General features: G+C 59.5%; 21 protein-coding genes and 1 tRNA gene. 12 read left to right on the forward strand and 10 right to left on the reverse strand.

What is annotated here, in order from left to right; translation table 11 throughout:
- Positions 1-46 precede the first annotated feature (46 nt).
- Complete coding sequence (locus tag I5L79_RS02595; protein ID WP_196953451.1) at positions 47-1462, reverse strand: dicarboxylate/amino acid:cation symporter; 1416 nt, start codon at positions 1460-1462, stop codon at positions 47-49.
- A 146-nt stretch (positions 1463-1608) separates the two neighbouring features.
- Between I5L79_RS02595 and I5L79_RS02600 the strand changes: the two genes are divergently transcribed.
- Positions 1609-2637: a dipeptide epimerase gene (locus I5L79_RS02600; RefSeq protein WP_196953452.1), complete on the forward strand. Its 1029-nt coding sequence runs from the start codon at positions 1609-1611 to the stop codon at positions 2635-2637.
- A gap of 1 nt (position 2638) precedes the next feature.
- Here I5L79_RS02600 and I5L79_RS02605 read toward each other — a convergent pair whose 3' ends face one another.
- Positions 2639-3223, reverse strand: coding sequence for a DUF6799 domain-containing protein (locus I5L79_RS02605; protein WP_196953453.1), 585 nt, complete (start codon positions 3221-3223; stop codon positions 2639-2641).
- A gap of 165 nt (positions 3224-3388) precedes the next feature.
- Between I5L79_RS02605 and I5L79_RS02610 the strand changes: the two genes are divergently transcribed.
- Together I5L79_RS02610 and I5L79_RS02615 are read left to right on the forward strand one after the other, a co-directional pair.
- Positions 3389-3838 (forward strand): MarR family winged helix-turn-helix transcriptional regulator, encoded by a 450-nt coding sequence (locus tag I5L79_RS02610; RefSeq protein WP_196953454.1) that lies wholly within the window; start codon positions 3389-3391, stop codon positions 3836-3838.
- A 39-nt stretch (positions 3839-3877) separates the two neighbouring features.
- A complete protein-coding gene (locus I5L79_RS02615; protein WP_196953455.1) occupies positions 3878-4525 on the forward strand; it encodes a YceI family protein in 648 nt (215 codons plus the stop codon).
- Positions 4526-4641: 116 nt separating this feature from the next.
- Here the strand turns inward: I5L79_RS02615 and I5L79_RS02620 are convergent, their stop codons facing one another.
- The 4 genes from I5L79_RS02620 to I5L79_RS02635 form a co-directional block, all read right to left on the reverse strand.
- Positions 4642-5346 carry a hypothetical protein gene (locus I5L79_RS02620; protein WP_196953456.1) on the reverse strand — a complete coding sequence of 235 codons (705 nt, stop codon included), beginning with the start codon at positions 5344-5346 and terminating at the stop codon, positions 4642-4644.
- Positions 5347-5529: 183 nt separating this feature from the next.
- Positions 5530-6159, reverse strand: a complete 630-nt coding sequence (gene rsmG / locus I5L79_RS02625; protein WP_196953457.1) for a 16S rRNA (guanine(527)-N(7))-methyltransferase RsmG — start codon at positions 6157-6159, stop codon at positions 5530-5532.
- 99 nt (positions 6160-6258) lie between these two features.
- A complete protein-coding gene (locus tag I5L79_RS02630; RefSeq protein ID WP_196953458.1) occupies positions 6259-6882 on the reverse strand; it encodes an RNA polymerase sigma factor in 624 nt (207 codons plus the stop codon).
- The gene (locus I5L79_RS02635) at positions 6873-8042 is read right to left on the reverse strand and encodes a glycosyltransferase (RefSeq protein WP_196953459.1); all 1170 of its coding nucleotides are present in this window, start codon (positions 8040-8042) and stop codon (positions 6873-6875) included. Before I5L79_RS02635 ends, I5L79_RS02630 begins: the two co-directional genes overlap by 10 nt.
- A 137-nt stretch (positions 8043-8179) precedes the next feature.
- On the opposite strand from I5L79_RS02635, the gene tgt reads away from it, so the two are divergent.
- The 3 genes from tgt to I5L79_RS02650 all read left to right on the forward strand — a co-directional run bounded on the left by tgt (position 8180) and on the right by I5L79_RS02650 (position 11661).
- Positions 8180-9310, forward strand: coding sequence for a tRNA guanosine(34) transglycosylase Tgt (gene tgt, locus I5L79_RS02640; protein ID WP_196953460.1), 1131 nt, complete (start codon positions 8180-8182; stop codon positions 9308-9310).
- A gap of 216 nt (positions 9311-9526) precedes the next feature.
- Positions 9527-10603: an LptF/LptG family permease gene (locus I5L79_RS02645; protein ID WP_196953461.1), complete on the forward strand. Its 1077-nt coding sequence runs from the start codon at positions 9527-9529 to the stop codon at positions 10601-10603.
- A 122-nt stretch (positions 10604-10725) separates the two neighbouring features.
- Complete coding sequence (locus tag I5L79_RS02650; RefSeq protein WP_196953462.1) at positions 10726-11661, forward strand: DMT family transporter; 936 nt, start codon at positions 10726-10728, stop codon at positions 11659-11661.
- Positions 11662-11703: 42 nt separating this feature from the next.
- On the opposite strand, the gene ispE is transcribed toward I5L79_RS02650, so the two are convergent.
- Positions 11704-12516 (reverse strand): 4-(cytidine 5'-diphospho)-2-C-methyl-D-erythritol kinase, encoded by an 813-nt coding sequence (gene ispE, locus I5L79_RS02655; protein WP_196953463.1) that lies wholly within the window; start codon positions 12514-12516, stop codon positions 11704-11706.
- Between the two features lie 133 nt (positions 12517-12649).
- Between ispE and I5L79_RS02660 the strand changes: the two genes are divergently transcribed.
- The 3 genes from I5L79_RS02660 to I5L79_RS02670 all read left to right on the forward strand — a co-directional run bounded on the left by I5L79_RS02660 (position 12650) and on the right by I5L79_RS02670 (position 15297).
- Positions 12650-13300, forward strand: a complete 651-nt coding sequence (locus I5L79_RS02660; protein ID WP_262894840.1) for a sugar transferase — start codon at positions 12650-12652, stop codon at positions 13298-13300.
- Position 13301: 1 nt separating this feature from the next.
- The gene (locus I5L79_RS02665) at positions 13302-14003 is read left to right on the forward strand and encodes a NeuD/PglB/VioB family sugar acetyltransferase (protein ID WP_196953464.1); all 702 of its coding nucleotides are present in this window, start codon (positions 13302-13304) and stop codon (positions 14001-14003) included.
- A 154-nt stretch (positions 14004-14157) separates the two neighbouring features.
- Positions 14158-15297: a DegT/DnrJ/EryC1/StrS family aminotransferase gene (locus I5L79_RS02670; protein WP_196953465.1), complete on the forward strand. Its 1140-nt coding sequence runs from the start codon at positions 14158-14160 to the stop codon at positions 15295-15297.
- Between the two features lie 122 nt (positions 15298-15419).
- On the opposite strand, the gene I5L79_RS02675 is transcribed toward I5L79_RS02670, so the two are convergent.
- The 3 genes from I5L79_RS02675 to atpD all read right to left on the reverse strand — a co-directional run bounded on the left by I5L79_RS02675 (position 15420) and on the right by atpD (position 18526).
- Positions 15420-16547, reverse strand: a complete 1128-nt coding sequence (locus tag I5L79_RS02675) for a trans-sulfuration enzyme family protein (RefSeq protein ID WP_196953466.1) — start codon at positions 16545-16547, stop codon at positions 15420-15422.
- Positions 16548-16678: 131 nt separating this feature from the next.
- On the reverse strand, positions 16679-16918 hold the full coding sequence (atpC, locus tag I5L79_RS02680; RefSeq protein ID WP_196953467.1) for an ATP synthase F1 subunit epsilon: 240 nt from the start codon (positions 16916-16918) through the stop codon (positions 16679-16681).
- Between the two features lie 102 nt (positions 16919-17020).
- Positions 17021-18526, reverse strand: coding sequence for a F0F1 ATP synthase subunit beta (gene atpD / locus I5L79_RS02685; RefSeq protein WP_196953468.1), 1506 nt, complete (start codon positions 18524-18526; stop codon positions 17021-17023).
- Between the two features lie 277 nt (positions 18527-18803).
- Here atpD and I5L79_RS02690 point away from each other — a divergent pair.
- The 3 genes from I5L79_RS02690 to I5L79_RS02700 all read left to right on the forward strand — a co-directional run bounded on the left by I5L79_RS02690 (position 18804) and on the right by I5L79_RS02700 (position 20723).
- Positions 18804-18876 (forward strand) — tRNA-Gln (locus I5L79_RS02690).
- Positions 18877-18961: 85 nt separating this feature from the next.
- Positions 18962-19891, forward strand: coding sequence for a ribose-phosphate pyrophosphokinase (locus tag I5L79_RS02695; RefSeq protein ID WP_196953469.1), 930 nt, complete (start codon positions 18962-18964; stop codon positions 19889-19891).
- A gap of 259 nt (positions 19892-20150) precedes the next feature.
- Positions 20151-20723, forward strand: a complete 573-nt coding sequence (locus I5L79_RS02700) for a 50S ribosomal protein L25/general stress protein Ctc (protein WP_196953470.1) — start codon at positions 20151-20153, stop codon at positions 20721-20723.
- Positions 20724-20833: the final 110 nt, after the last annotated feature.

The following is a 20833-nucleotide window of genomic DNA, read 5'->3' on the forward strand; positions in this document are numbered from 1 at the left end:
CCAGCAGAAACGGGGAAACGGATATCTTACCGGATTTACGAAGCCTCTAGTGATGCGCCAGGCTGCTGTCCGCCTCAGCCAGATCCAGCACCGGGTCGGGCGCCACAAAATTGTCGACGAACTCGCCCTCCCAACGGGCTACCACGGCCGTAGCCAGGCAGTTGCCCAGCACGTTCACTGCCGTGCGGGCCATGTCCATCAGCGCATCAATGCCCAGGATGATGAACACCGGCCACGACGGCAGGTTAAACGAAGCCACCGTGGCCAGCAGAATCACGAGGGAAGCGCGCGGTACGCCCGCTACGCCTTTGCTGGTGAGCATAAGCGTAAACACCATCACCAACTGCTGGCCAAACGACAGATCGATGCCGGCAGCCTGCGCCACAAACACCGCCGCCAACGACAGGTAGAGGGTGGTGCCATCGAGGTTGAAGGAATAGCCCGTGGGCATTACAAAGGCTACCACCCGGCGCGGCACCCCAATACTTTCCATGGCCTCCATGGCGCGGGGCAGCGCCGCCTCCGACGACGTAGTGGCAAAGGCAATGCTCACGGGTTCGGCAATGGCCTGAATAAAGCGCCGGAGCGGGATGCGGGCAATCAGCGCAATGGGCAGTAGCACCAGCAGCACGAAGGCCAGCAGCGCCGCGTAGAGCGTCAGCAGCAGCTTGAAAGCATTGAACAGCGGATCGAAGCCCATTTTGCCCACTGTATAAGCCAGTGCGCCGCCCACCCCAATCGGGGCGAAGTACATAACCACGTTGGTGAACTTGAACATCACCTCCGAAAGGCTTTCCGACCACTCCAGCATGGGGCGGCGGTGCTTACCGTGTACCATAGCCAGCCCAATGGCGAAGATGATGGCAAACACCACCACTTGCAGCACCTGCCCTTCGGCTATGGACTTGGCAATGTTTTCGGGAAAGATGTGCAGGATGATGTCGCTCGTGCTTTGCTCCACGGCCTGCAGCTTCTCGGTATCGGCCGCAATGCCGGAACGGTCGATGCCGGCGCCGGCACGGGTGAGGTTGATGGCCGCCAGCCCGATGAACAGCGCAAACGTGGTGACGATTTCAAAGTAAATCAGCGCCTTCAGCCCCATACGGCCCACCTGCTTGAGGTCGGCGTGGCCGGCAATGCCTACCACCAGCGTAGCAAAAACCAGCGGCGCAATAATGGTTTTGACCAGTCGCAGGAATACGTCACTGAGCACTTTCAGCTGCACGGCCACCGTCGGAAAGTCGTGGCCTATTTCGGCCCCGACCAGCATACTCACCACAATCCAGAAGGTGAGGGAGCGGCGCTCGGTGGCGTAGGCAACCACGGCGGCCAGGGCCAGCCAACGGGCTACCCGGGCTGCTACCGGGTCCAGGGCCAGCAGCTGGTAGTTGGAAAGAACGGTGAGGATGGCAGCCAGCACGAGCAGCAGCCCGGCTAGCAGTGCGAAACGCGAAAACTTCATGCGAAAACCAAGCAGAATAGATGGGAAGTCTGGCAAAGATAGGTTTTTAGGGCACGGCTGCCTTCGGCAACCTGCCTGGCGCGTAGTGCGGCGGATTACCGCCGTCCGTACCTTGCTGCCTCGCTTACTTTCGGCCCACCCCACCTATGTTGCACTGGACTCTGCAGGCCCGCCCGCTGCCGCTTCGCTACACCTGGAAAATCTCCCGCAATGCTTCCGAGGCTAAAACCAACCTGTTTGTGGGCGTTGCAGCGGCTGGTAAGAACCCCGCCGGCTGGGCCGAAGCAGCACCCAACATTCGCTACGGCGAAACGCCCGAACTGCTGCAAAGCCAGTTTGAGGCGTTGCGGGCTACCGGACTATCCCTGGTGCAAAGCGAGGAAGACCTGGCAGCCCTGCTGCGTGCCCACCCCGTAGCCTACGCTCTGCGGTTTGCTCTCGAAGCGGCCTATATTCATCTGCAAGCTGCCGGCTGCCGACAGTTCGTGTGGCAATACCTGGGCTTACCGGCCCCGGCGGCCGTGCCCACGGCATTTTCCCTGCCCATTATGGAGCCCGGCGCCGTAGCGGGGTTTCTCGCTGAGCACCGCGCCGGGCGCTTTTCCCTGCTGAAAGTGAAAGTGAACCGGGAAAGTGGACTGGAGTTGTTGCGAGCCGTGACGCAGGCGCTGCCCGGGCAGCCGCTCATCGTGGATGGAAACGAGGCCTGGCCTGATGCCGATTCCCTGCTGCAGTTTCTGGAAGCCTGCCGGCAGCTGCCGGGCCTGCAGGTGCGGGTGCTGGAGCAGCCTCTGCCCGCCGCCGCGGCTGCCGACTATTACTACCTGCGCCCGCGCAGCCCATTCCCGCTTTTTGCCGATGAGTCGGTGACGCACGACGCGGATTTTGCTGATATAGCCCGACAGTTCCACGGCGTGAACATGAAGCTGATGAAAGCCGGCGGCTACCGGCAGGGGCTGGAAATCCTGCGCCAGACGCGGGCCCACAACCTGCAAACCATGCTGGGCTGCATGGTCGAAACCTCGCTGGGCATCTGGTCGGCGGTGCAGGTGAGCGGGCTGGCCCAGGTGCACGACCTCGACGGCTTCCTGATTATACGAGACGAGCCCTTCGGTTTCGTGCGGGAAACCGAAGGGCTCGTGGTGGCGCAGGCAACTGTGCCGCTGTTGATGTAGCCTATTTCAGCTGCTGCAGTTGCTGCTCCAGCTGCTGAATCTGTTGGTCGAGCTGGCTGGTATCGGTGGGGCGCTGGGCATTCACACTGAGCAGGGAAATCTTCTGGTTGAGGAGTTGAATTTTCTGCGCCATCAGATCCAAGCGCGAGCTTAGGGACGTAAGACGGCTGTCGAAATCGGCGGGCGACATAGCCGCGCCGCGCTCTACGTAGGGGTCGAACTTAGCACCGGGCTCAGCTTTTTGCCCTCGGGCCGCGGCGGCGCTGGCCGGGGTGGCAAAGATGATTTCGCCGCCGCTGGTCACGTAGTCGCCTTCCTGTAGCGTGGTAATCTTGCCGCCGGGCAGCTCTACGATGCCGCTTTTATAGTTGACCTTGGTGCCGTTGCCTAGGCGCACATTCTGGGTAAGTGGCGTGGGCCGGCCCCCTTGTACCAGCACAACGCTCCCGTTTTGCATCAGAAAACGGTCGGAAGCTCCGGTGCTGACGGCCCCAGCCGGTTTCGGCGCGGTTTTGGTTTGGGCGGTTGCCTCAAGCGAGGCAACCAAGGCCAGCGCGAGTAAAGCGGAAGAAAAAAAACGGCGCATAAGCGGTTGAGTTCAGGAGTGTGAGCTTCATACGCAACTGCGCTTATCAAGGATAAAGCAGAACTTGCTGCCGAAAAAATCTTTCAATTTCAGGAAACGATGTTTGTACATTAAATGTATGTACATATATTTGCAGCGTAATTCCTGGGTAGCATGTCCCATTCCATGAGAATTGAAGACGAGATTAAGCAGGCCAACTTTCAGAGCGTCTACCAGAAAGTATACATCAATCTGGTGTATACCGCTGGCTGGCTGGAACTCCGTCAGGCGGCGGCTTTCAAGGAATTCAATATCACCTTGCCGCAGTATAACGTGCTGCGGATTCTGCGGGGCCAGCACCCCCGGCCGTCAACCGTTAACATGCTGATAGAGCGTATGCTGGACAAAACCAGCAACGCCTCGCGCATTGTGGATAAGTTGGAGGCTAAGCAGCTCGTTACGCGCCGGGTGTGCCCCAGCAACCGTCGCGCCGTGGATATCTGTATCACGGATGCGGGGCTGGCGCTGTTGGATACCATGCAGCCGATGGTGGAGCAGCAGGCACACGGCCTGCACAAGCTGTCGGAGCAGGACGCCGAGCAGTTGAGCTATCTGCTGGACAAACTTCGAGACTAACTTTTCACGCGTACTTTTTCTCTTTTCTCTTTTTCAGTCATGAAAAAATTGTTCTTCCCGGCGCTGGTTGCTGCCGTTCTGGCCTCGGCCCCCGCTTTCGCTCAAAAGCCAATGGCGCAGAAAACTACCGCCGGCACCGACAACGCGGCCGCTACGGTATACAAATTACAGCCCCAGCTCAGCACGATGGGCTGGCTGGCCAAAAAAGTAACCGGCCAGCACAACGGCACGGTGCAGTTCAAAGACGGTGAGATGCTGGTGCGCGGCAACAAGCTGGTGGGCGGCACTTTCACGGCCGACATGAACTCCCTGAAGGTAGTAGACATCAAGGACGAAGGCACGAACGGTAAACTGGTAGGCCACCTGCGCTCCGACGACTTCTTCAGCATTGAGAAGAACCCGACCTCGACGTTCAAAATCACCAACATCACGCCCATTAAGGCTGATGCCCAGGGCAACAACGCCACCATCACCGGCGACCTAACCATCAAGGGCATCACCAAGCCCGTGACGTTCCCGGCTAAAATCGGGGTGAAAAACGGCAAAGCTTCCGCCAGCGGCGTAGCCACCATCGACCGTACCCAGTTCGACATCCGCTATGGCTCGAAATCATTCTTCGAAAGCATCGGTGACAAAGCCATCGACGACACGTTCACGCTGAGCTTCAACGTTATTGCCAATAAGTAACCTGCCTGCCGCCCGGCTTCTCCTGAATGGATGATGTGCCGGCGAGATAGTCAAAGTTAAAAAGCCCCGCTGGCAGCTGCCGGCGGGGCTTTTTGTGTGTAACACATCTTGTATGGCTAGTTACTGCCGGCCGGAGCAGGAGTTGCCGGGGTAGCGGATGGTACCGTGACGGGAGCAATGGCGGCGCTATTGCGCAGGGTCAGCTTGAGTGGGGCTACGTTGGTTTCGCGTAGCGGCAGAAGGCCATATACGGTTTCGCCGGGGCGAATGACCTTGTTGGTCAGGTCATAGCGGGCCAGCTCGTTGCGCATGTTTTTGTTGGCTGTGCCAGCGCCAATCATGTTGCCAGCAGCAATGAAGGGACCGGTCGGAATAAACACCGAATTATCTTGTACTACCCCGCCGTTGTTGCTTACAGTGCTTACTACCCGAAAATTAAGTGGCAGATATAGCAGATAAATAGCTACCCCTTGCTTGAGGTCTTCAGAAGCCTGTAAAGAGCCTACCGGCTGAACAGGTCGGTCACCAAAAGACAGCTCCAAGTCCCGGGAAAAATTAAGCTCGGCAGTCGTGTTGTTTTTGACCTGGACAGCTACCAGCTGATACCCACGCTTACGTTCCTTTTTTACGTATTTTTTGTTGGGACCATGGGTAAGCAAAGCGCCATAACGGTAGCTAAAATCGATGGGCCCACCCTTGCCGCTGGTTGATTGATAGGAGGTGATGCTCTCAGGCCGGATAGCGCGGTAGCTGCCAGCGCAACCAGCTAAGGCAAAGGCCATAGTAGCTGCTGCCACTAAGTGGGTAAAGGGTTTCTGCATGAGATAAAGAATGAATTTAAGCTGTTACAATACCACACGTTGGTATCTTCCGGGCAAAGCTAGATGGTTGGTTTGTTTCAGCTTCTCAACCAGATAAAAATACTTGAACTAACCAATTGGTTTACCCTGGCAGCTTGCGCTCATGGGCAGCACCCAATTCCTTAACTGGCTGCGGTATAGTTGTTACCGGCCAGCCGAGCTGCTGGGCACGAAAACCACTTTCTTCGTCTCGAAGAACTCTTCCGTGAAATAATCGGGCAGGTCGAACACCTGAGCGGCAAGGCCGGACTCTTCAATTTCTTCGGTCAGGTCGCCACCTTTGAGGTAGTAAAGGCCGCTTGAGGGCAGGCCGTGGGGTTTGTAGCGGTGCTCAATCCAGGGGTGGAAGGTAGCCAGGCGGGCTACGGCGCGGCTCACCACGAAGTCGAACTTGGGCCGCACCTGCTCGGCGCGGATTTGCTCGGCTGTCACGTTGGCGAAGCCCAGCGTGTGGGCCATTTCCTGCACTGCCCGGATTTTCTTACCAATGCTGTCGATAAGATGAAACTTCACGTCCGGAAACAGGATGGCCAGCGGCAGCCCGGGCAGGCCGCCGCCGGTGCCCACGTCCAGCACCGAGGAGCCGGCCGGAAACTCCACCACCTTGGCAATACCCAACGAGTGCAGCACGTGGCGCTCCGCCAAGTTATCCACGTCGGTGCGGGCTACCAGGTTCAGGCGCTCATTCCAGCTGCGGAATTCGGTAATAAGGCTGCTGAACTGCGCGCGCTGCCGGTCGGTGAGGTGCGGAAAGTAGTGGGCAATAATATCCATCGGACAAAGATAGGAAAGCGCGGTAGTGGCGGCCAGCCTCACAAAAAAGCCCCGGCTTTAGCCGAGGCTTTCACTATGTAGCTTTCAACAAAAAGCCCTTTAGATAATGTGCTTCTTGTTTTTTACCATGTCATAGAGCAGCTCGCGGGCGCGGTGCAGCTGGGCCTTTACGGTGCCGAGGGGAGCTTTCAGCTCCTGGGCAATTTCTTCGTAGCTCAGCTCGTCAAAATAGCGCAGCGACACCAGACGCTGGTACTTTTCGGGCAGCCGGGCCACCACGTGCTGCATGATTTCTATTTTCTGGTTTTTGATGGCCGTTTCCTGCGGGTTCAGGTTGTTGTCGCGAAAATCAATGGTGATTTCGTCACCATTGTCGATTTTGATGGCCGAATCAATCGACATCGTTTTGATTTTATTCTTGCGAATAAAGTCGATGCAGTTGTTGGTGGCAATGCGAAACAGCCAGGTGCTGAAGGCAAATTCCGGGTTGAACTTGTGCAGGTTGCGGAAGGCTTTGGCAAAGGCTTCGATAGTGAGGTCCTCGGCGTCGTCGGGGTTGCGCACCATTTTGAGCACCACGTGGTACACCGGCTTCTTGTAAATCTGCATCAGCTCGGCGTAGGCCTTTTCGTCGCCATGCTCCACGGCGGCCCGAATCAGCTTGAAGTCGTGCTTGGCTTTAGCGGAAAACTGCTTCTGTATTTCCTGATTGTTTACTTCCATCGGAGAGAGCGGTAAAGGAACAGTGAAATTCCCAGAGCTAAGTAATAAAAAAAGTAGACAGCATCCAGAAAAGGTAGCACTCCTACCGGCAGCGGGTCGTCGAGCCGACGGCCGAGCTGCCCATAAGCGGTGCAAACGGCCGCTGTGCGCACCAGCCACACGGCTGCCAAAGGTACCCAATCGGGACGGGAAAACAGCAGCGCCACTGATATGCCGTAGAAAAGCACGTTACTGGCCATAAAGTTTCCGATCCGCACCCGGTCGGCCAAACGGTAGCGCCGGCCGGCCGACAAGTGCCGCCGTTTTTGCCGCCACCACGCGCCCCAGCTGGTAGCTGGCTCGCTGAGGGTGTGGGCCGCCGGCTCGGCTACCACCACGGCCCGCGCCCCGCGCTGTACGGCGTCCTGCACCAGCAGGTCGTCGTCGCCGCCGAGGGAGCGGATGTGGGAGGCAAAGCCTTTAGTCGACTGAAAGACTGCCCGCGTGTAGGCCAGGTTGCGCCCCACCCCCATATAAGGGTAGCCGCGCCACGCGAACGACAGATACTGTGCTCCGCTCAGCAGGGTTTCAAACCGAATCAGTTTATTTAAAAAGCCCGTTTCGGCGGCGTAGGCCGAATATCCGATAACCAGATCGGCGGGCCGGGCAAAGCCACGCTGCATCAGTCTGATCCACTGATTGGTAGCCGGAATGCAGTCGGCATCGGTAAAGAGCAGGCGCAGGTGCCGGGCCGATTTGATGCCCAGCGTGAGGGCGTATTTTTTCGGCGACAACCCCTCCGGGGTGCGGCCCACGGACACCAAGCGCACGTGCGGGTAGTACTGGGCCAGCTGCTGAACGTACAGGTACGTGTCGTCTTCGGAACGGTCATCTACCAGAATCAGCTCGAAGCCGGCGGGGTAGTCCTGCTGAAGCAGCAGGGGCAGCAGGCGGCGCAGGTTTTCCAGCTCGTTGTGGGCACACACCAGCACCGACACCGGTTCCTCCAGCGGCTGGTCGGGGGCATCGGCCGCGGCCTCGGGGGCGCGGCGGGCGAAGGGCAGAAAATAGTAGCCCACGTAGTACAGCTGCACCAGCACGCACACGAGCAGCAGCCAAACCAACGGAGAAAACAGGGGTAGCACGATGCAGAACAGGGGTAAGCCCGCAAAAGTAGGCATTCGGCGGCGGTGGGCTACCTTTGTGGTTGTCTTCGGTTGATAGTTGTCGGTTGCCAGTTGTCCGCCATGATATTCCCTGACAACCGGCAACAAGCAACTGGCACCTCTCAACTGACACCCGGCAACTGATTTCCCGCATGACCTTCGATTTAGTAGCGCAAGACCCGCAGACCAAAGCCCGCGCCGGCGTGGTCCACACAGCCCACGGCAGTATTCAAACGCCCATTTTTATGCCGGTGGGCACGGCTGGCTCCGTGAAAGCAGTGCACCAGCGCGAGCTGAAAGAGGACATCAAAGCCCAGATTATTCTGGGCAACACCTACCACCTGTACCTGCGACCCGGCCTCGACGTACTGCGCCAGGCGGGCGGACTGCACAAGTTCAACGGCTGGGACCGACCCATCCTCACCGACTCGGGCGGCTACCAGGTGTACTCGCTCAGCAAGACGCGCAAAATCAAGGAGGAGGGCGTGAAGTTCCGCTCTCATATTGATGGCTCCCAGCACTTGTTTTCGCCGGAGGGGGTGATGGACATTCAGCGCATCATCGGGGCCGATATTATCATGGCCTTTGACGAGTGTACGCCCTGGCCCTGCGAGTACGGCTACGCCAGCCGCTCCCTTGACATGACGCACCGCTGGCTGCAGCGCTGCATCGAGCGGTTCGACAGCACCGAGGGCCTCTACGGCTATCAGCAAACGCTTTTCCCCATCGTGCAGGGCAGCACATTCAAGGATCTGCGGGTAAAGTCGGCGGAGTTTGTGGCCCGGCAGGAGCGCGAGGGCAACGCCATTGGGGGCCTGAGCGTGGGCGAGCCGGCCGAGCTGATGTACGAAATGACGGAAATCGTGTGCGACATCTTGCCCCAGGACAAGCCGCGCTACCTGATGGGCGTGGGCACCCCGGCCAACATCCTCGAAAACATTGCCCTAGGCGTGGATATGTTCGACTGCGTACTACCCACGCGTAATGCCCGCAACGGCATGCTCTTCACCACGCAGGGCATCATTAACATCAAAAACAAGAAGTGGGCCGACGACTTCTCCCCCATTGATGCTGAGCTGGGCGGCTATGCCAGCACGTTCTACTCCCGCGCCTACCTGCGCCACCTGTTCCAGGCCAGCGAGTACCTGGCTGGCATGATTGCCTCAGTCCACAACCTCACGTTCTACCTCTGGCTGGTGGGCGAGGCGCGCCAGCAAATCCTGGCCGGCACCTTCCGCGAGTGGAAGGAGCGCATGGTGCAGCAGGTGATGGTACGGTTATAGTGAGTTGTCATAAGACGCTGTCATTGCGAGCAGCGCGAAGCAATCCGTCCTGGGCGACGTGCTAAACCCCGAGGCGTGACTAGCTTACCACACGTTACCCTCTTTCCAAGGGCCTTATGGGGTAAATAATGATTTTTGCGTTGTGCAGGACGGATTGCTTCGCGCTGCTCGCAATGACACGCTTTAAGCACGAGGCAACAACAACTAAGTTCTAACGTGAAGCTGCTCGATAAATACATTTTAAAGAAGTTTCTGACGTCTTACATCTTCACGGTGGTGATGCTGGTGTCGGTTATCTGCGTGATTGACTTCACGGAGAAAAACGACGACTTCATCAAGCACGACCTGGGCGCCTGGAAGATTATTTCGGAGTACTACGTGAACCTGTTTCCGTACTTCGCCAACCTGCTCTCGCCCATCACCGTGTTCATTGCCACCGTGTTCGTGACGGCGCGGCTGGCGGCGCGCACCGAAATTGTGGCCATGCTCAGCAGCGGCATCAGCTTTCAGCGGCTGCTGGTGCCTTACCTCATGGGCGCTACCATCATTGGGGTTTCGATTTTCGGGCTTATTGGCTGGGTGATTCCGAATGCCAACAAGACGCGCGTCACGTTTGAGCGGGCCTACATCAAGAACCCCTTCCGCTTTCAGGCCCGCAACATCCACATCAAGATCGGGCCGAAAAGCTACGCCTACATGGAGAGCTACGACAACGTGAGCAACATCGGCTACCGTTTCGCGCTCGAAACCATTGAGGGCACCCAACTCAAGCGCCGGCTCACGGCCAACACCATCCAGTGGGACTCCACGCGCAAGGCCTGGCAACTCTCGCCCCAGCTGATTCACACCTTTCAGGGTGACAAGGAAACACTGCGCAGCGTACCCTCCCGCGACACCACCCTCAACCTCTACCCCAAGGACTTTGCCAGCACCTACCGCCTGGCCGAAACCCTCACCCTGCCCGAGCTGAACCGCTTTATCCAGCAGAAAATAGACCGGGGCGCCGACGATACCGAAACCTACCTCATCGAGAAGTACGAGCGGTACTCCTACCCTTTCGCCATTCTGATTCTGACCACCATCGGCGTCATTCTGTCGTCCCGAAAGTCGCGCAGCGGCGTGGGCGGGCAGATTGCCTTGGGCTTCTCGCTGGCTTTCGTGTTCATCATCTTCGTGATTCTGAGCCGCAACCTCGCCCTGGTCGGCGACTTGTCGCCGCTGGTGGCGGCGTGGGTGCCCAGCACCATTTTCACGCTTATCGGGGCGGCACTATACCGGCTGGTACCCAAATAAAGAGGAAGTGGTGGAGCGGTGAAATAGTGAGTTCGATGTTCGGCTGGCGCAGTTTACGCCAGTTGCGCGGACAGAACGTCAAACTCACCAGCTCACCACCTCCCCATTTCACTACTTAACTTATGCTCAAAGATTACCTGCGTCTGCATTTCATTGTGTTGCTCTGGGGCTTCACGGCCATTCTGGGGCGGCTGATTTCGGTGCCGCCGGTGGAGCTGGTGTTCTGGCGCACCTTGCTGGCGGCAGCCGGCTTGGCCCTGTTGCTGGGGCTGCGGCGGCAGCCCTGGCGCGTGCCCGCCACCGAAATGCTGAAGATGCTGGGCATTGGGGTGCTGGTAGCCGCGCACTGGATTACGTTTTTCCTGGCCGCACGCCTCTCGTCGGTGAGCGTGTGCCTGGCCGGACTGGCTACGCTGGCTCTCTGGACCTCCTTGCTGGAACCCCTGGTGCTGTGGCGGCGGGTACGCTTTTACGAGGTGGGCCTGGGCTTGCTCACGATGGTGGGCTTGTACCTGGTGTCGCAGGCCGAGCTGGACCAACTTCTGGGGCTGCTGGTGGCGGTAGTGTCGGCGGGGCTGTCGGCCTTGTTCAGCGTGTTCAATGCCAAGCTGGTGCAGCGCCACACGCCTTTGCAGCTTACGCTCTACGAAATGGCCGGGGCCTGCCTGAGCATCGTGCTGTTTTTGCCTTTCTACAGCCAGTACTTCACCGAGGGCCGGGGCCTGCAGCTGGGGCTGGCGGGGCTCGACTGGCTGTGGCTGCTGCTGCTGGCGGGCGTGTGCACGGTGTACGCCTTCTCCTCGTCGGTGGAGCTGATGAAGCGCATTTCGGCCTTCGTAGTAAGCCTGACCATTAACCTGGAGCCCGTGTACGGTATTCTGCTGGCGGTGCTGATGTATACGCTGCGGGTGCCCGGCTTTGGGCAGGAGCGGCTGTCCACCGGCTTTTACCTGGGCACCGTGGTGATTCTGCTTAGTGTGCTGATCCAGCCCGTGCTCGACCAGTGGCTTAAGCGCCGCCAGCGCCGAACCGAGGCCGCCGAGGTGCTGATGGGGTGATGAAAGCAACGGAGGGCGGGGGCAAGCCCCGCCCCTACTTCATTACAGTTGCCCTTCCCACACTTGATACTCGGCCGGCAGGGACATATTTGGGGGCGTTTCCTGGCCGGGAAACAGACCGTACACCGCCGAACCGGATCCTGAAAGACTGGCGTAGGCAGCCCCAGCCGCGTACAGTGCCGCCTTAATTTCACTCAGCACGGGGTAGTGTGGAGTTAGAGCGTCCTCAAAGTCGTTGCTGACGGTGTGGCGCCAGGTTTCCAGAGGCTGCCCCAGGGCCTCGCGCAAGCCGTGGCGGAGCGGGCGGGGCGTCACGCGGGCGTAAGCCTCGGCCGTACTGATGTGCAGGCCGGGATAAATGACTTTGCAGGCCACCCCGCGTAGATCAAGGTTGATATTCTCGAATACGTCCCCCTTTTCGATGGCGAAAACGGGCTTGTTTTGGATGAAAAACGCGCAGTCGGCTCCCAGCCGGCGGGCGTAGCTTTCCAGGCCTTCGGCGGAGAGCTGCAGCTGGAACAGGTCGTTGAGGGCGCGCAGGGCAAAGGCAGCGTCGCCGGAGCCGCCCCCCAGCCCCGCCCCAATGGGCACCACTTTATGCAGGTGCAGCTGCACCGGGGGCAGCGCAAAATCGGCCCGCAGCAGCTCGTAGGCGCGCAGGCAGAGGTTGGTAGCCGGCTCACCGGGAATGGGAATCCCAGTAAGCGTGAGCGAAATGGCCGCCGCGGGCAGCACCTCCAGGGCGTCGCACCAGGGCAGCGGCACAAATACCGATTCGAGCGTGCGGAAGCCGTCGGGGCGGCGGCCCGTCACGTAGAGGCCCAGGTTGAGTTTGGCATTCGGAAAAACGAGCATAGGAGAAGCTTTAGCTGTCAGCCATTGGCAGTCGAAAACGCTGCAATATTCCGATTCCGGCCGAATTCTGGTCTAAAACCGTTTGCTTTGGCATTTCGGCCCTCCGTGTTTTTCAGCTAAGCCTTAACAGCCAATGGCCAACCGCCAACCACCAACCTGGTATCTGCGCCACGGCAAGCGCCTGCTGGATATGGCTGTGGCCGCGCCCGCGCTGCTGCTGGCTCTGGCGGTGCTGGCCCCGGTAGCGGCAGCGCTGGCCTGGCAGAACGGCGGCACGTGGCTGTTCCGGCAGCGGCGGCCGGGCCTGCACGGGCAGCTGTTCACGCTCTACAAGCTCCAGACCATGACCCAGCGCCACGATGCCGCCGGGCAGCTGTTGCCCGACGCCGACCGCCTCACGCCGCTGGGCCGCTGGGTGCGGGCTACGTCGGTGGATGAGCTGCCCCAGCTCTGGAACGTGCTGCGCGGCGACATCAGCCTGGTAGGGCCCCGGCCGCTGCTGGAGCAGTATCTGCCGCTGTACTCGGCCACGCAGGCCCGGCGCCACTTAGTACGGCCGGGCATCACGGGCTGGGCTCAGGTCAACGGCCGCAACGCCATCAGCTGGGAGCAGAAATTCGCGTACGACGTCTGGTACGTCGACCACGTTTCTTTCTGGGTTGATGTGCGGATTCTCTGGCTGACTCTGCGGCGGGTGCTGGGAGCCCACGGCATTTCGGCACCCGGCCAAGCCACCATGGAAGCTTTTCGCGGCACCTCTTCTTCTGATTCTTCTTCTCTCTGATATGACGCAGCTTTTCTTTGCCGATATCCACAACGCCGACGGCGACGCGCCCCGCCCCCTGGCCATTGTGGGCGCGGGCGGCTTGGGCCGGGAAGTGCTGCTGCTGGTGCGCCAGCTCAACGAAGTGCAGCCTACCTGGGACGTTATCGGCTTTTTCGATGACCATGCTCCTGCCCTGCCCGCCATCCACGGCGTGCCCTACCGCGGCACTGTGGCCGACCTGAACGCCTGGCCCGAGCCCCTGCACGTGGCCGTGGCCGTGGGTAGCAGCCGCAGCCGGGCCGCCGTGGTAGAACGACTTACCAGCGCACAGCTGTCGTTTGCCACGCTCATTCATCCCAACGTAGCTCTCCGCCCCTACCAGCGGATTCAGGTGGGCGAGGGCTGCATCATCAGCCAGAGCTGCATCCTCACCACCGATATTACCCTGGGCCGCCATGTGCTGCTGAACCTGGGCTGCACTATTGGCCACGATGCCGTGCTGGCCGACTTCTGCTCCCTCATGCCCCATGCCAACGTGGGGGGTGGGGCCCAGCTGGAGGCAGAGGTCTACCTGGGCACCAATGCTACCGTCATCCAGCAGGTGCGCGTGGGCGCCCGCACCGTGGTAGGGGCCGGGGCCGTGGTAGTACGCCCCCTCCCCGCCGACTGTACCGCCGTGGGCGTACCGGCCGTGGTAATGAAGCAGCATCCGGCTGCCTGAAGGCAATTGAGCGTCAGCGGCCTATAGCGGAGGTTGATATTTTCGCAAAAGAATCCACCCTTTTCCGTGCAACAGGCCGCGCTGCGTCGTATCTTATTCGGTAGCTGACGCCGGTTTTCGGACTGTTGGCTGCCGCCTCTTCCGCCCTCCACCTATGCGTAGCCAGGATTTCGACCGTCTATACTTATCTCCCCCGCACCTGGGCCGCCACGAGCTCAACTACCTGCACAAGGCCATTGAAGACAACTGGGTGGCGCCCGTCGGCCCCAACCTGGATGGGTTTGAGCGCGACATCTGCGAGTTTACCGGCGCCGGCCACTGCGTAGCGCTTACTTCGGGCACGGCGGCCATTCACCTGGGGCTGCGGCTGCTGGGCGTCGGCCCCGGCGACGAAGTGCTATGCTCGTCCTTCACCTTTGTGGCCACGGCCAGCCCTATTTTGTACCTGGGCGCTACGCCGGTGTTCGTGGATAGCGAAACGACTACGTGGAACATGTGCCCGGAGCGGCTGCGTGAAGCCATTGAGGACCGTATCCGGCAGGGCCACCGCCCCAAAGCCTTGATACTGGTGCATCTCTACGGTATGCCGGCCCGGCTGCGCGAAATCCTGGCCATAGCCGCGGAGTTCGACATTCCGGTGCTGGAAGATGCGGCCGAGGCCCTGGGCTCCCGCTACGAAGGCCAGCCGCTAGGTTCCTTCGGGGCCGTGGGCGTTTTCTCCTTCAACGGCAACAAGATTCTGACGACCAGCGGCGGCGGCGCCTTGGTTACCAACGATGCCGTTTGGGCGCAGAAAGCCCGTTTCTGGGCCACTCAGGCCCGGGACGCTGCACCGTACTATCAGCACTCCGAGTTGGGCTACAACTACCGGCTCAGCAATCTGCTGGCGGGCATCGGGCGCGGGCAGATGGGGCTATTGGAAGACCGGGTGAAAAAGCGCCGGGAAATCCACGCCTGGTATTGTGAGCGGCTGCGCCACGTGCCCGGCCTGGTTTTCGCCCCCCAGGAGCCGGCCGGCAGCCGCACCAACCGCTGGCTGACTACCGTGCTTCTCGACGCGGAACAAACCACCGTCACGCCCGAACAGCTGCGCCTGCACCTGGAAACCCGCAACATCGAAAGCCGCCCGCTCTGGAAGCCTTTGCACCTGCAGCCGCTTTTCGCCGATGTGCCTCACTATGGGGGCGTGGTGTGTGAGGACTTGTTCGCGCGCGGCCTTTGCCTGCCTAGTGGTTCTGCTATGTCGGATATGGACTTACGCCGCGTGTTGGAAGCGGTAAAGGAGCTGCTGTAACGGCCCGTTAATAGCACAAGGGCCGGATTGGCAGTACATAAAGTTCAATTGACGGCACAAGAAGTCCACAGCCTGGTGGCAGTAGTACAAGTCTCTTGATTATAGTACAAACCGGCCTACCTCTACAATCCTTTCAGCGCCTGTTCCAAATCGGCCAGCAGGTCTTCTACTGGTTCAACGCCCACAGACAGGCGCACCAAGCCTACCGTGATGCCGAGCTCCTGCTGCTGCTCCGGCGTGAGGGAGCGGTGCGAGGTACCCAGCGGATAGGACAATGAAGAATCGACACCGGCCAGGGACGGCGCGAATGGAAAGCGCCGGCACGCCCGGATAAAGCGGTTCACGACGTCGACATCATCAGCCAGTAGTATGGACAGCATTCCGCTAAACTGCCCCGCGCCCTGCTCTCGGGCCAACTCATGCTGGGGGTGGTCGGGCAGGCCGGGGTAGTACACGGCCCGCACGGCTGGCTGCCGCTGCAAACACTCAGCAATAGCCAGGGCATTGTGGCTATGCTCGCGCATCCGCAGGCGCAGGGTTTTAAGGCCGCGCACTGCCAGCCAGCTTTCCATAGGGCTCAGGGTAAGGCCAAACAGGACCCCAATCTGCTTGAGGCGCGCCGCCACGGCCGCATCGGCAGCTACCACAGCGCCGGCAGTTACATCGGAGTGGCCACTGAGGTACTTGGTCACGCTGTGCAGCACCAGGTCAGCACCTAGGGCAAGCGGGCGCGTGAGGATGGGGCTGGCAAACGTGTTGTCAACGACTAGCTTCAGCCCCAGACCGTGGCACACGTCGGCCAGCCGGCGCAGGTCGGCTACGCGCAGCAGCGGGTTGCTGAGGGTTTCGCAGAGCAGCAGGCGCGTGGTAGACTGCACGAACGGCGCCAGGTCGTAGAGCAATTCAAACGGCACGTAGCTGACGGTAATACCCAGCCGGCTCAGCTCCTGATTCAGCAACGATGACGAGCCCCCGTAGATGTCGGCGGCACACAGCACATGGTCGCCGGTCTGGCAGCAGGCCAGCAGTGCCGCCAGAATGGCCGCCATGCCCGAGCCCGTAGCAATAGCTCCGGCCCCGCCTTCCAACTCGTTTACCTTGTCGGCCAGCTCATCGGAGTTGGGGTTGCCATTGCGGGAATAGAGGTAGCGGCTGCCGGGCTCCCCGAAATACAGCTCCAGCTCCGTCAGATCTTCGAACTTGAAAACGGAGGTCTGGTAGATCGGGGTGATTTTGGGGTGAATGTGCATAGCCGTTGCGCGCAGAGTTTCGCAGTGAAGGGTGCAGGGTTTCGCAGTGGAAGGCCACTGTGGACTCCTGTGTACAAAAGAAAAAGCCTTTCCCGCAAAGGAAAGGCTTTTTACCTCAAGCTAAAACCAGGTTACGCCGAAGCGCCTTCGGCCAGCACGATGACCTTGTTGCGGAGCACTTCCACCACCCCACCATCGATGCGGAAGGTGGTAGCGCCGCCGTTCAGCACCACGTTGCCTTCTTTCAGGGCCGAAATCAGGGGAGCGTGGTCGTTCAGCACTTCAAACAGGCCGTCGGTACCCGGAAACTGGGCCGACGAAACCTCGCCTTCAAAGACCTTACGGTCGGGCGTGATGATTTCCAGATGCATGCTTTCTAATGTGAGAAATGTGGAAATGTGATGAATGTGCTGGGGGTTGTGTGAAAGTAATTTTCACATTTCCCACATCAGCACATTCCCCACATTAGAAATTTACTTGGCTTCGGCAATCAGCTTCTCGCCTTTGGCAACGGCATCCTCGATGGTGCCTACCAGGTTGAAGGCTGCCTCAGGCAGGTGGTCGTAGGTACCGTCGATGATGGCGTTGAAGCCTTTGATGGTATCCTTGATGTCAACCAGTACGCCGGCCAGACCGGTGAATTGCTCGGCCACGAAGAAGGGCTGCGACAGGAAGCGCTGCACGCGGCGGGCGCGGTTTACTACCTGCTTGTCTTCTTCGCTCAGCTCGTCCATCCCCAGGATGGCGATGATGTCCTGCAGTTCCTTGTAGCGCTGCAGAATCTCTTTCACGCGCTGGGCCGTGTTGTAGTGCTCGTCGCCGAGAACCTCAATCGACAGGATACGTGAGGTGGAGTCCAGTGGGTCTACGGCCGGGTAGATGCCGAGCTCGGCAATCTTGCGCGACAGTACCGTAGTAGCGTCCAGGTGAGCAAAGGTGTTGGCCGGAGCCGGGTCAGTCAAGTCATCGGCCGGCACATATACAGCCTGTACCGATGTGATGGAACCGCGCTTGGTGGAGGTGATACGCTCCTGCATGGCACCCATTTCGGTAGCCAGCGTGGGCTGATATCCTACGGCCGAGGGCATACGGCCCAGCAGAGCCGATACTTCGGAACCAGCCTGCGTGAAGCGGAAGATATTGTCGATAAAGAACAGGATGTCGCGGCCGGCACCGGAACCGTCGCCGTCGCGGAAGTTTTCCGCAATGGTGAGGCCCGACAGGGCTACGCGGGCCCGGGCTCCGGGGGGCTCGTTCATCTGGCCGAACACCAGCGTGGCCTGCGACTTGAGCAGCTCGTTCTGGTCTACCTTGGTCAGGTCCCAGCCGCCTTGCTCCATCGAATGCTTGAACTCCTCACCGTACTTGATGATGTCCGACTCGATGAATTCGCGCAGCAGGTCATTGCCTTCGCGGGTACGCTCACCCACACCAGCAAACACCGACAGACCAGCGTAGGCCTTGGCGATGTTGTTTACCAGCTCCATGATGAGTACGGTTTTGCCTACGCCGGCACCACCAAACAAACCAATCTTACCACCCTTTACATAAGGAGCGAGCAGGTCAATTACTTTGATACCCGTGAAGAGCACCTCCGACGAAGTAGCCAGGTCTTCGAAGGGCGGGGGCTGGCGGTGAATCGGCAGCGGACCGTCGCTCTTGGGCTGGGGAATGCCGTCGATGGCATAGCCTACCACGTTGAACAGGCGGCCTTTCACGCCTTCGCCCGTAGGCATCGACATGGGCGCACCCAGGTCGCGTACTACGGCGCCGCGGGTCATGCCCTCGGTCGAGTCCATGGCGATGGTGCGCACCCGGTCTTCGCCCAGGTGTTGCTGGACCTCCAGGATTACCACCTGGCCATTGTCTTTCGTGACTTCGAGGGCGTCGAGGATGTTGGGAAGCTTGGAGCTTTCACCCGCGAAGCTCACGTCTACGACGGGCCCGATAACCTGGGTGATTTTGCCGGTATTCGCCATTGCGTTTCTTTATAGTGAGTGGGCAACGTTTTCAGGCCGCAAAACTACGGCTTAATTGCCGCTTTGCCAAAGTCGGCCCGCACAGAAAATTTTCCGGTTTGGGCTGGTTTCTTCCGGCCCTGAAAATCAAGCATTCAGACCCCGTAAAACGGCGCTTTCGGGGCCACGGGGCGGAATTCCTCCGAAATATTTTTCACCAAAAATTTGCCTTGAATAAAACCCGTAGTACATTTGCACACCCAAACGGAACACCATAGCGGTACTACGAATGGGAAATTGTCCGATGGTGTAACTGGCAACACGCTTGATTTTGATTCAAGAAAGTCCAGGTTCGAGCCCTGGTCGGACAACCGACTAAGTAATGCGAAAGGCGCTGAGTCTTCCTCTCCGGAAGATTCGGCGCCTTTCGCTTTTTCCCCTTTTTCCATTTTGCCCATGTCACAGCAGGTTAAAATATTCGCCGGCAACGCGTCCCGCGAGTTAGGAGAACAGATTGCCGCCGCGTACGGTCAGCCCCTCGGCGACCTGAGCATCCAGCGCTTTGCCGATACGGAGCTGGGACCGAGCTTCAACGAAAGCGTGCGGGGCTGCGCCGTGTTCCTGATTCAGAGCACCAACCCGCCCGCCGAAAACCTGATGGAGCTGATGCTGATGGTGGACGCGGCCAAGCGCGCCTCCGCCGCCTCCGTGACCGTGGTGATGCCCTACTACGGCTACGCCCGCCAGGACCGCAAAGACAAGCCGCGCGTGAGCATCGGGGCCAAAGTGGTGGCCGAGTTTGTGCAGAGCGTGGGCACCGACCGGCTGATGACCTGCGACCTGCACGCGGGCCAGATTCAGGGCTTCTTCGATATTCCCGTCGACCACCTCGATGGCGCTACCGTTTCGGCGCCCTACATCAAGTCCCTCAACCTCGACAACCTCATCTTCGCCTCCCCCGACGTAGGCGGCGTGGTACGCACCCGCGCCTTCGCCAAGAAGTTCGGGGCCGAAATTGTGGTCTGCGACAAAACTCGCCTGCGGGCCAACGAAATTGCCTCCATGCAGGTCATCGGCGACGTGACGGACATGAACGTGGTCCTGATCGATGACATCGTGGATACGGCCGGCACCATCTGCAAAGCCGCCGAGCTGCTGATGGAGCGCGGGGCCAAGTCGGTGCGGGCCGTGATTACGCACGGCGTGCTGTCCGGCCCCGCCCACGACCGGATCCGCAACTCGGTGCTGGAGGAGCTGGTTATCACCGATACCATCTCGCTCAAGCAGGAAAACCCCAAAATTCGGGTTATTTCGGTGGCTAACCTCTTCGCCCAGGCCATTCACAACGTGGTGTCGCACGAGTCGATCAGCTCGTTGTTTATCTAGCCAAAACCTGTCATTGCGAGCAGCGCGAAGCAATCCGTCCTCTGAAATTTAACAGGCCTCAACAAACCAGAAAGCCCTTGACGCGCCATACGTCAAAGGCTTTCTGGTAGAAAGACGGGGCTGGTATTGTTCAGGACGGATTGCTTCGCGCTGCTCGCAATGACAGCAGCCGCTTTCTATTCCCAAACAAAGCGGCTATCTTTGCGGCCCGTTTGCCTGCTGTGGGTGAGCGGTTTTCATTCTCCAAACACACTCCTTTATGAAAAGCCTCGAGATTGTAGGGTTTAAAAGAGCGAATCTCGGTAAGAAAGATGCCAAGGCCATCCGCCTCGAGTCGTACGTACCGTGCGTACTGTACGGCGGCGCTGAGCAAGTGCATTTTTCCGCTCCCGCTATCCTGTTCCGTGAGCTGCTGTACACCCCTGAGGTGCACATTGTAGACCTGAACGTGGAAGGCACCATGTACCGCGCCATCGTGCAGGACGCCCAGTTCCACCCCGTGAACGAAATGCTGCTGCACGTTGACTTCCTGGAGCTGCAGGACGGCAAAGAAGTGAAGATGGACATTCCCGTGAAGTACATCGGCACCTCGCCCGGCGTACAGCAGGGTGGCAAGCTGGTAAGCAAGCTGCGTAAGCTGAAAGTAAAGGCTGCGCCCGAAAACCTGCCCGACTTCGTGGAGGTAAACATTTCGGATCTGGGCCTGGGCAAATCCATCAAAGTGAGCAAAGTGGAGCCCAACGGCTTTACCATCCTCACCAACCCCCAGGCGCCCATTGCCACCGTTACCATCCCACGTGCCCTCAAAGGCACGCTCAACGCCGACAAGTAAGACCACGGATTAGCACGGATTTTAGCGGATTTCACGGATTTTGTGGCCGGCGCGGCATTCGTTCTTTTCTACCTCGGAAGGCCATCCTGCTCTCAGGGTGGCCTTCCGCT

Source organism: Hymenobacter guriensis, from assembly GCF_015773195.1.
GTDB lineage: Bacteria > Bacteroidota > Bacteroidia > Cytophagales > Hymenobacteraceae > Hymenobacter > Hymenobacter guriensis.

Excerpts from the sequence above, each read along its gene's own strand:
- I5L79_RS02595 (WP_196953451.1), bottom strand. The coding sequence starts at position 1,462 with ATGAAGTTTTCGCGTTTCGCACTGCTAGCCGGGCTGCTGCTCGTGCTG.
- I5L79_RS02600 (WP_196953452.1), top strand. The coding sequence starts at position 1,609 with ATGTTGCACTGGACTCTGCAGGCCCGCCCGCTGCCGCTTCGCTACACC.
- I5L79_RS02605 (WP_196953453.1), bottom strand. The coding sequence starts at position 3,223 with ATGCGCCGTTTTTTTTCTTCCGCTTTACTCGCGCTGGCCTTGGTTGCC.
- I5L79_RS02610 (WP_196953454.1), top strand. The coding sequence starts at position 3,389 with ATGAGAATTGAAGACGAGATTAAGCAGGCCAACTTTCAGAGCGTCTAC.
- I5L79_RS02615 (WP_196953455.1), top strand. The coding sequence starts at position 3,878 with ATGAAAAAATTGTTCTTCCCGGCGCTGGTTGCTGCCGTTCTGGCCTCG.
- I5L79_RS02620 (WP_196953456.1), bottom strand. The coding sequence starts at position 5,346 with ATGCAGAAACCCTTTACCCACTTAGTGGCAGCAGCTACTATGGCCTTT.
- rsmG (WP_196953457.1), bottom strand. The coding sequence starts at position 6,159 with ATGGATATTATTGCCCACTACTTTCCGCACCTCACCGACCGGCAGCGC.
- I5L79_RS02630 (WP_196953458.1), bottom strand. The coding sequence starts at position 6,882 with ATGGAAGTAAACAATCAGGAAATACAGAAGCAGTTTTCCGCTAAAGCC.
- I5L79_RS02635 (WP_196953459.1), bottom strand. The coding sequence starts at position 8,042 with ATGCCTACTTTTGCGGGCTTACCCCTGTTCTGCATCGTGCTACCCCTG.
- tgt (WP_196953460.1), top strand. The coding sequence starts at position 8,180 with ATGACCTTCGATTTAGTAGCGCAAGACCCGCAGACCAAAGCCCGCGCC.
- I5L79_RS02650 (WP_196953462.1), top strand. The coding sequence starts at position 10,726 with ATGCTCAAAGATTACCTGCGTCTGCATTTCATTGTGTTGCTCTGGGGC.
- ispE (WP_196953463.1), bottom strand. The coding sequence starts at position 12,516 with ATGCTCGTTTTTCCGAATGCCAAACTCAACCTGGGCCTCTACGTGACG.
- I5L79_RS02660 (WP_262894840.1), top strand. The coding sequence starts at position 12,650 with ATGGCCAACCGCCAACCACCAACCTGGTATCTGCGCCACGGCAAGCGC.
- I5L79_RS02665 (WP_196953464.1), top strand. The coding sequence starts at position 13,302 with ATGACGCAGCTTTTCTTTGCCGATATCCACAACGCCGACGGCGACGCG.
- I5L79_RS02670 (WP_196953465.1), top strand. The coding sequence starts at position 14,158 with ATGCGTAGCCAGGATTTCGACCGTCTATACTTATCTCCCCCGCACCTG.
- I5L79_RS02675 (WP_196953466.1), bottom strand. The coding sequence starts at position 16,547 with ATGCACATTCACCCCAAAATCACCCCGATCTACCAGACCTCCGTTTTC.
- atpC (WP_196953467.1), bottom strand. The coding sequence starts at position 16,918 with ATGCATCTGGAAATCATCACGCCCGACCGTAAGGTCTTTGAAGGCGAG.
- atpD (WP_196953468.1), bottom strand. The coding sequence starts at position 18,526 with ATGGCGAATACCGGCAAAATCACCCAGGTTATCGGGCCCGTCGTAGAC.
- I5L79_RS02695 (WP_196953469.1), top strand. The coding sequence starts at position 18,962 with ATGTCACAGCAGGTTAAAATATTCGCCGGCAACGCGTCCCGCGAGTTA.
- I5L79_RS02700 (WP_196953470.1), top strand. The coding sequence starts at position 20,151 with ATGAAAAGCCTCGAGATTGTAGGGTTTAAAAGAGCGAATCTCGGTAAG.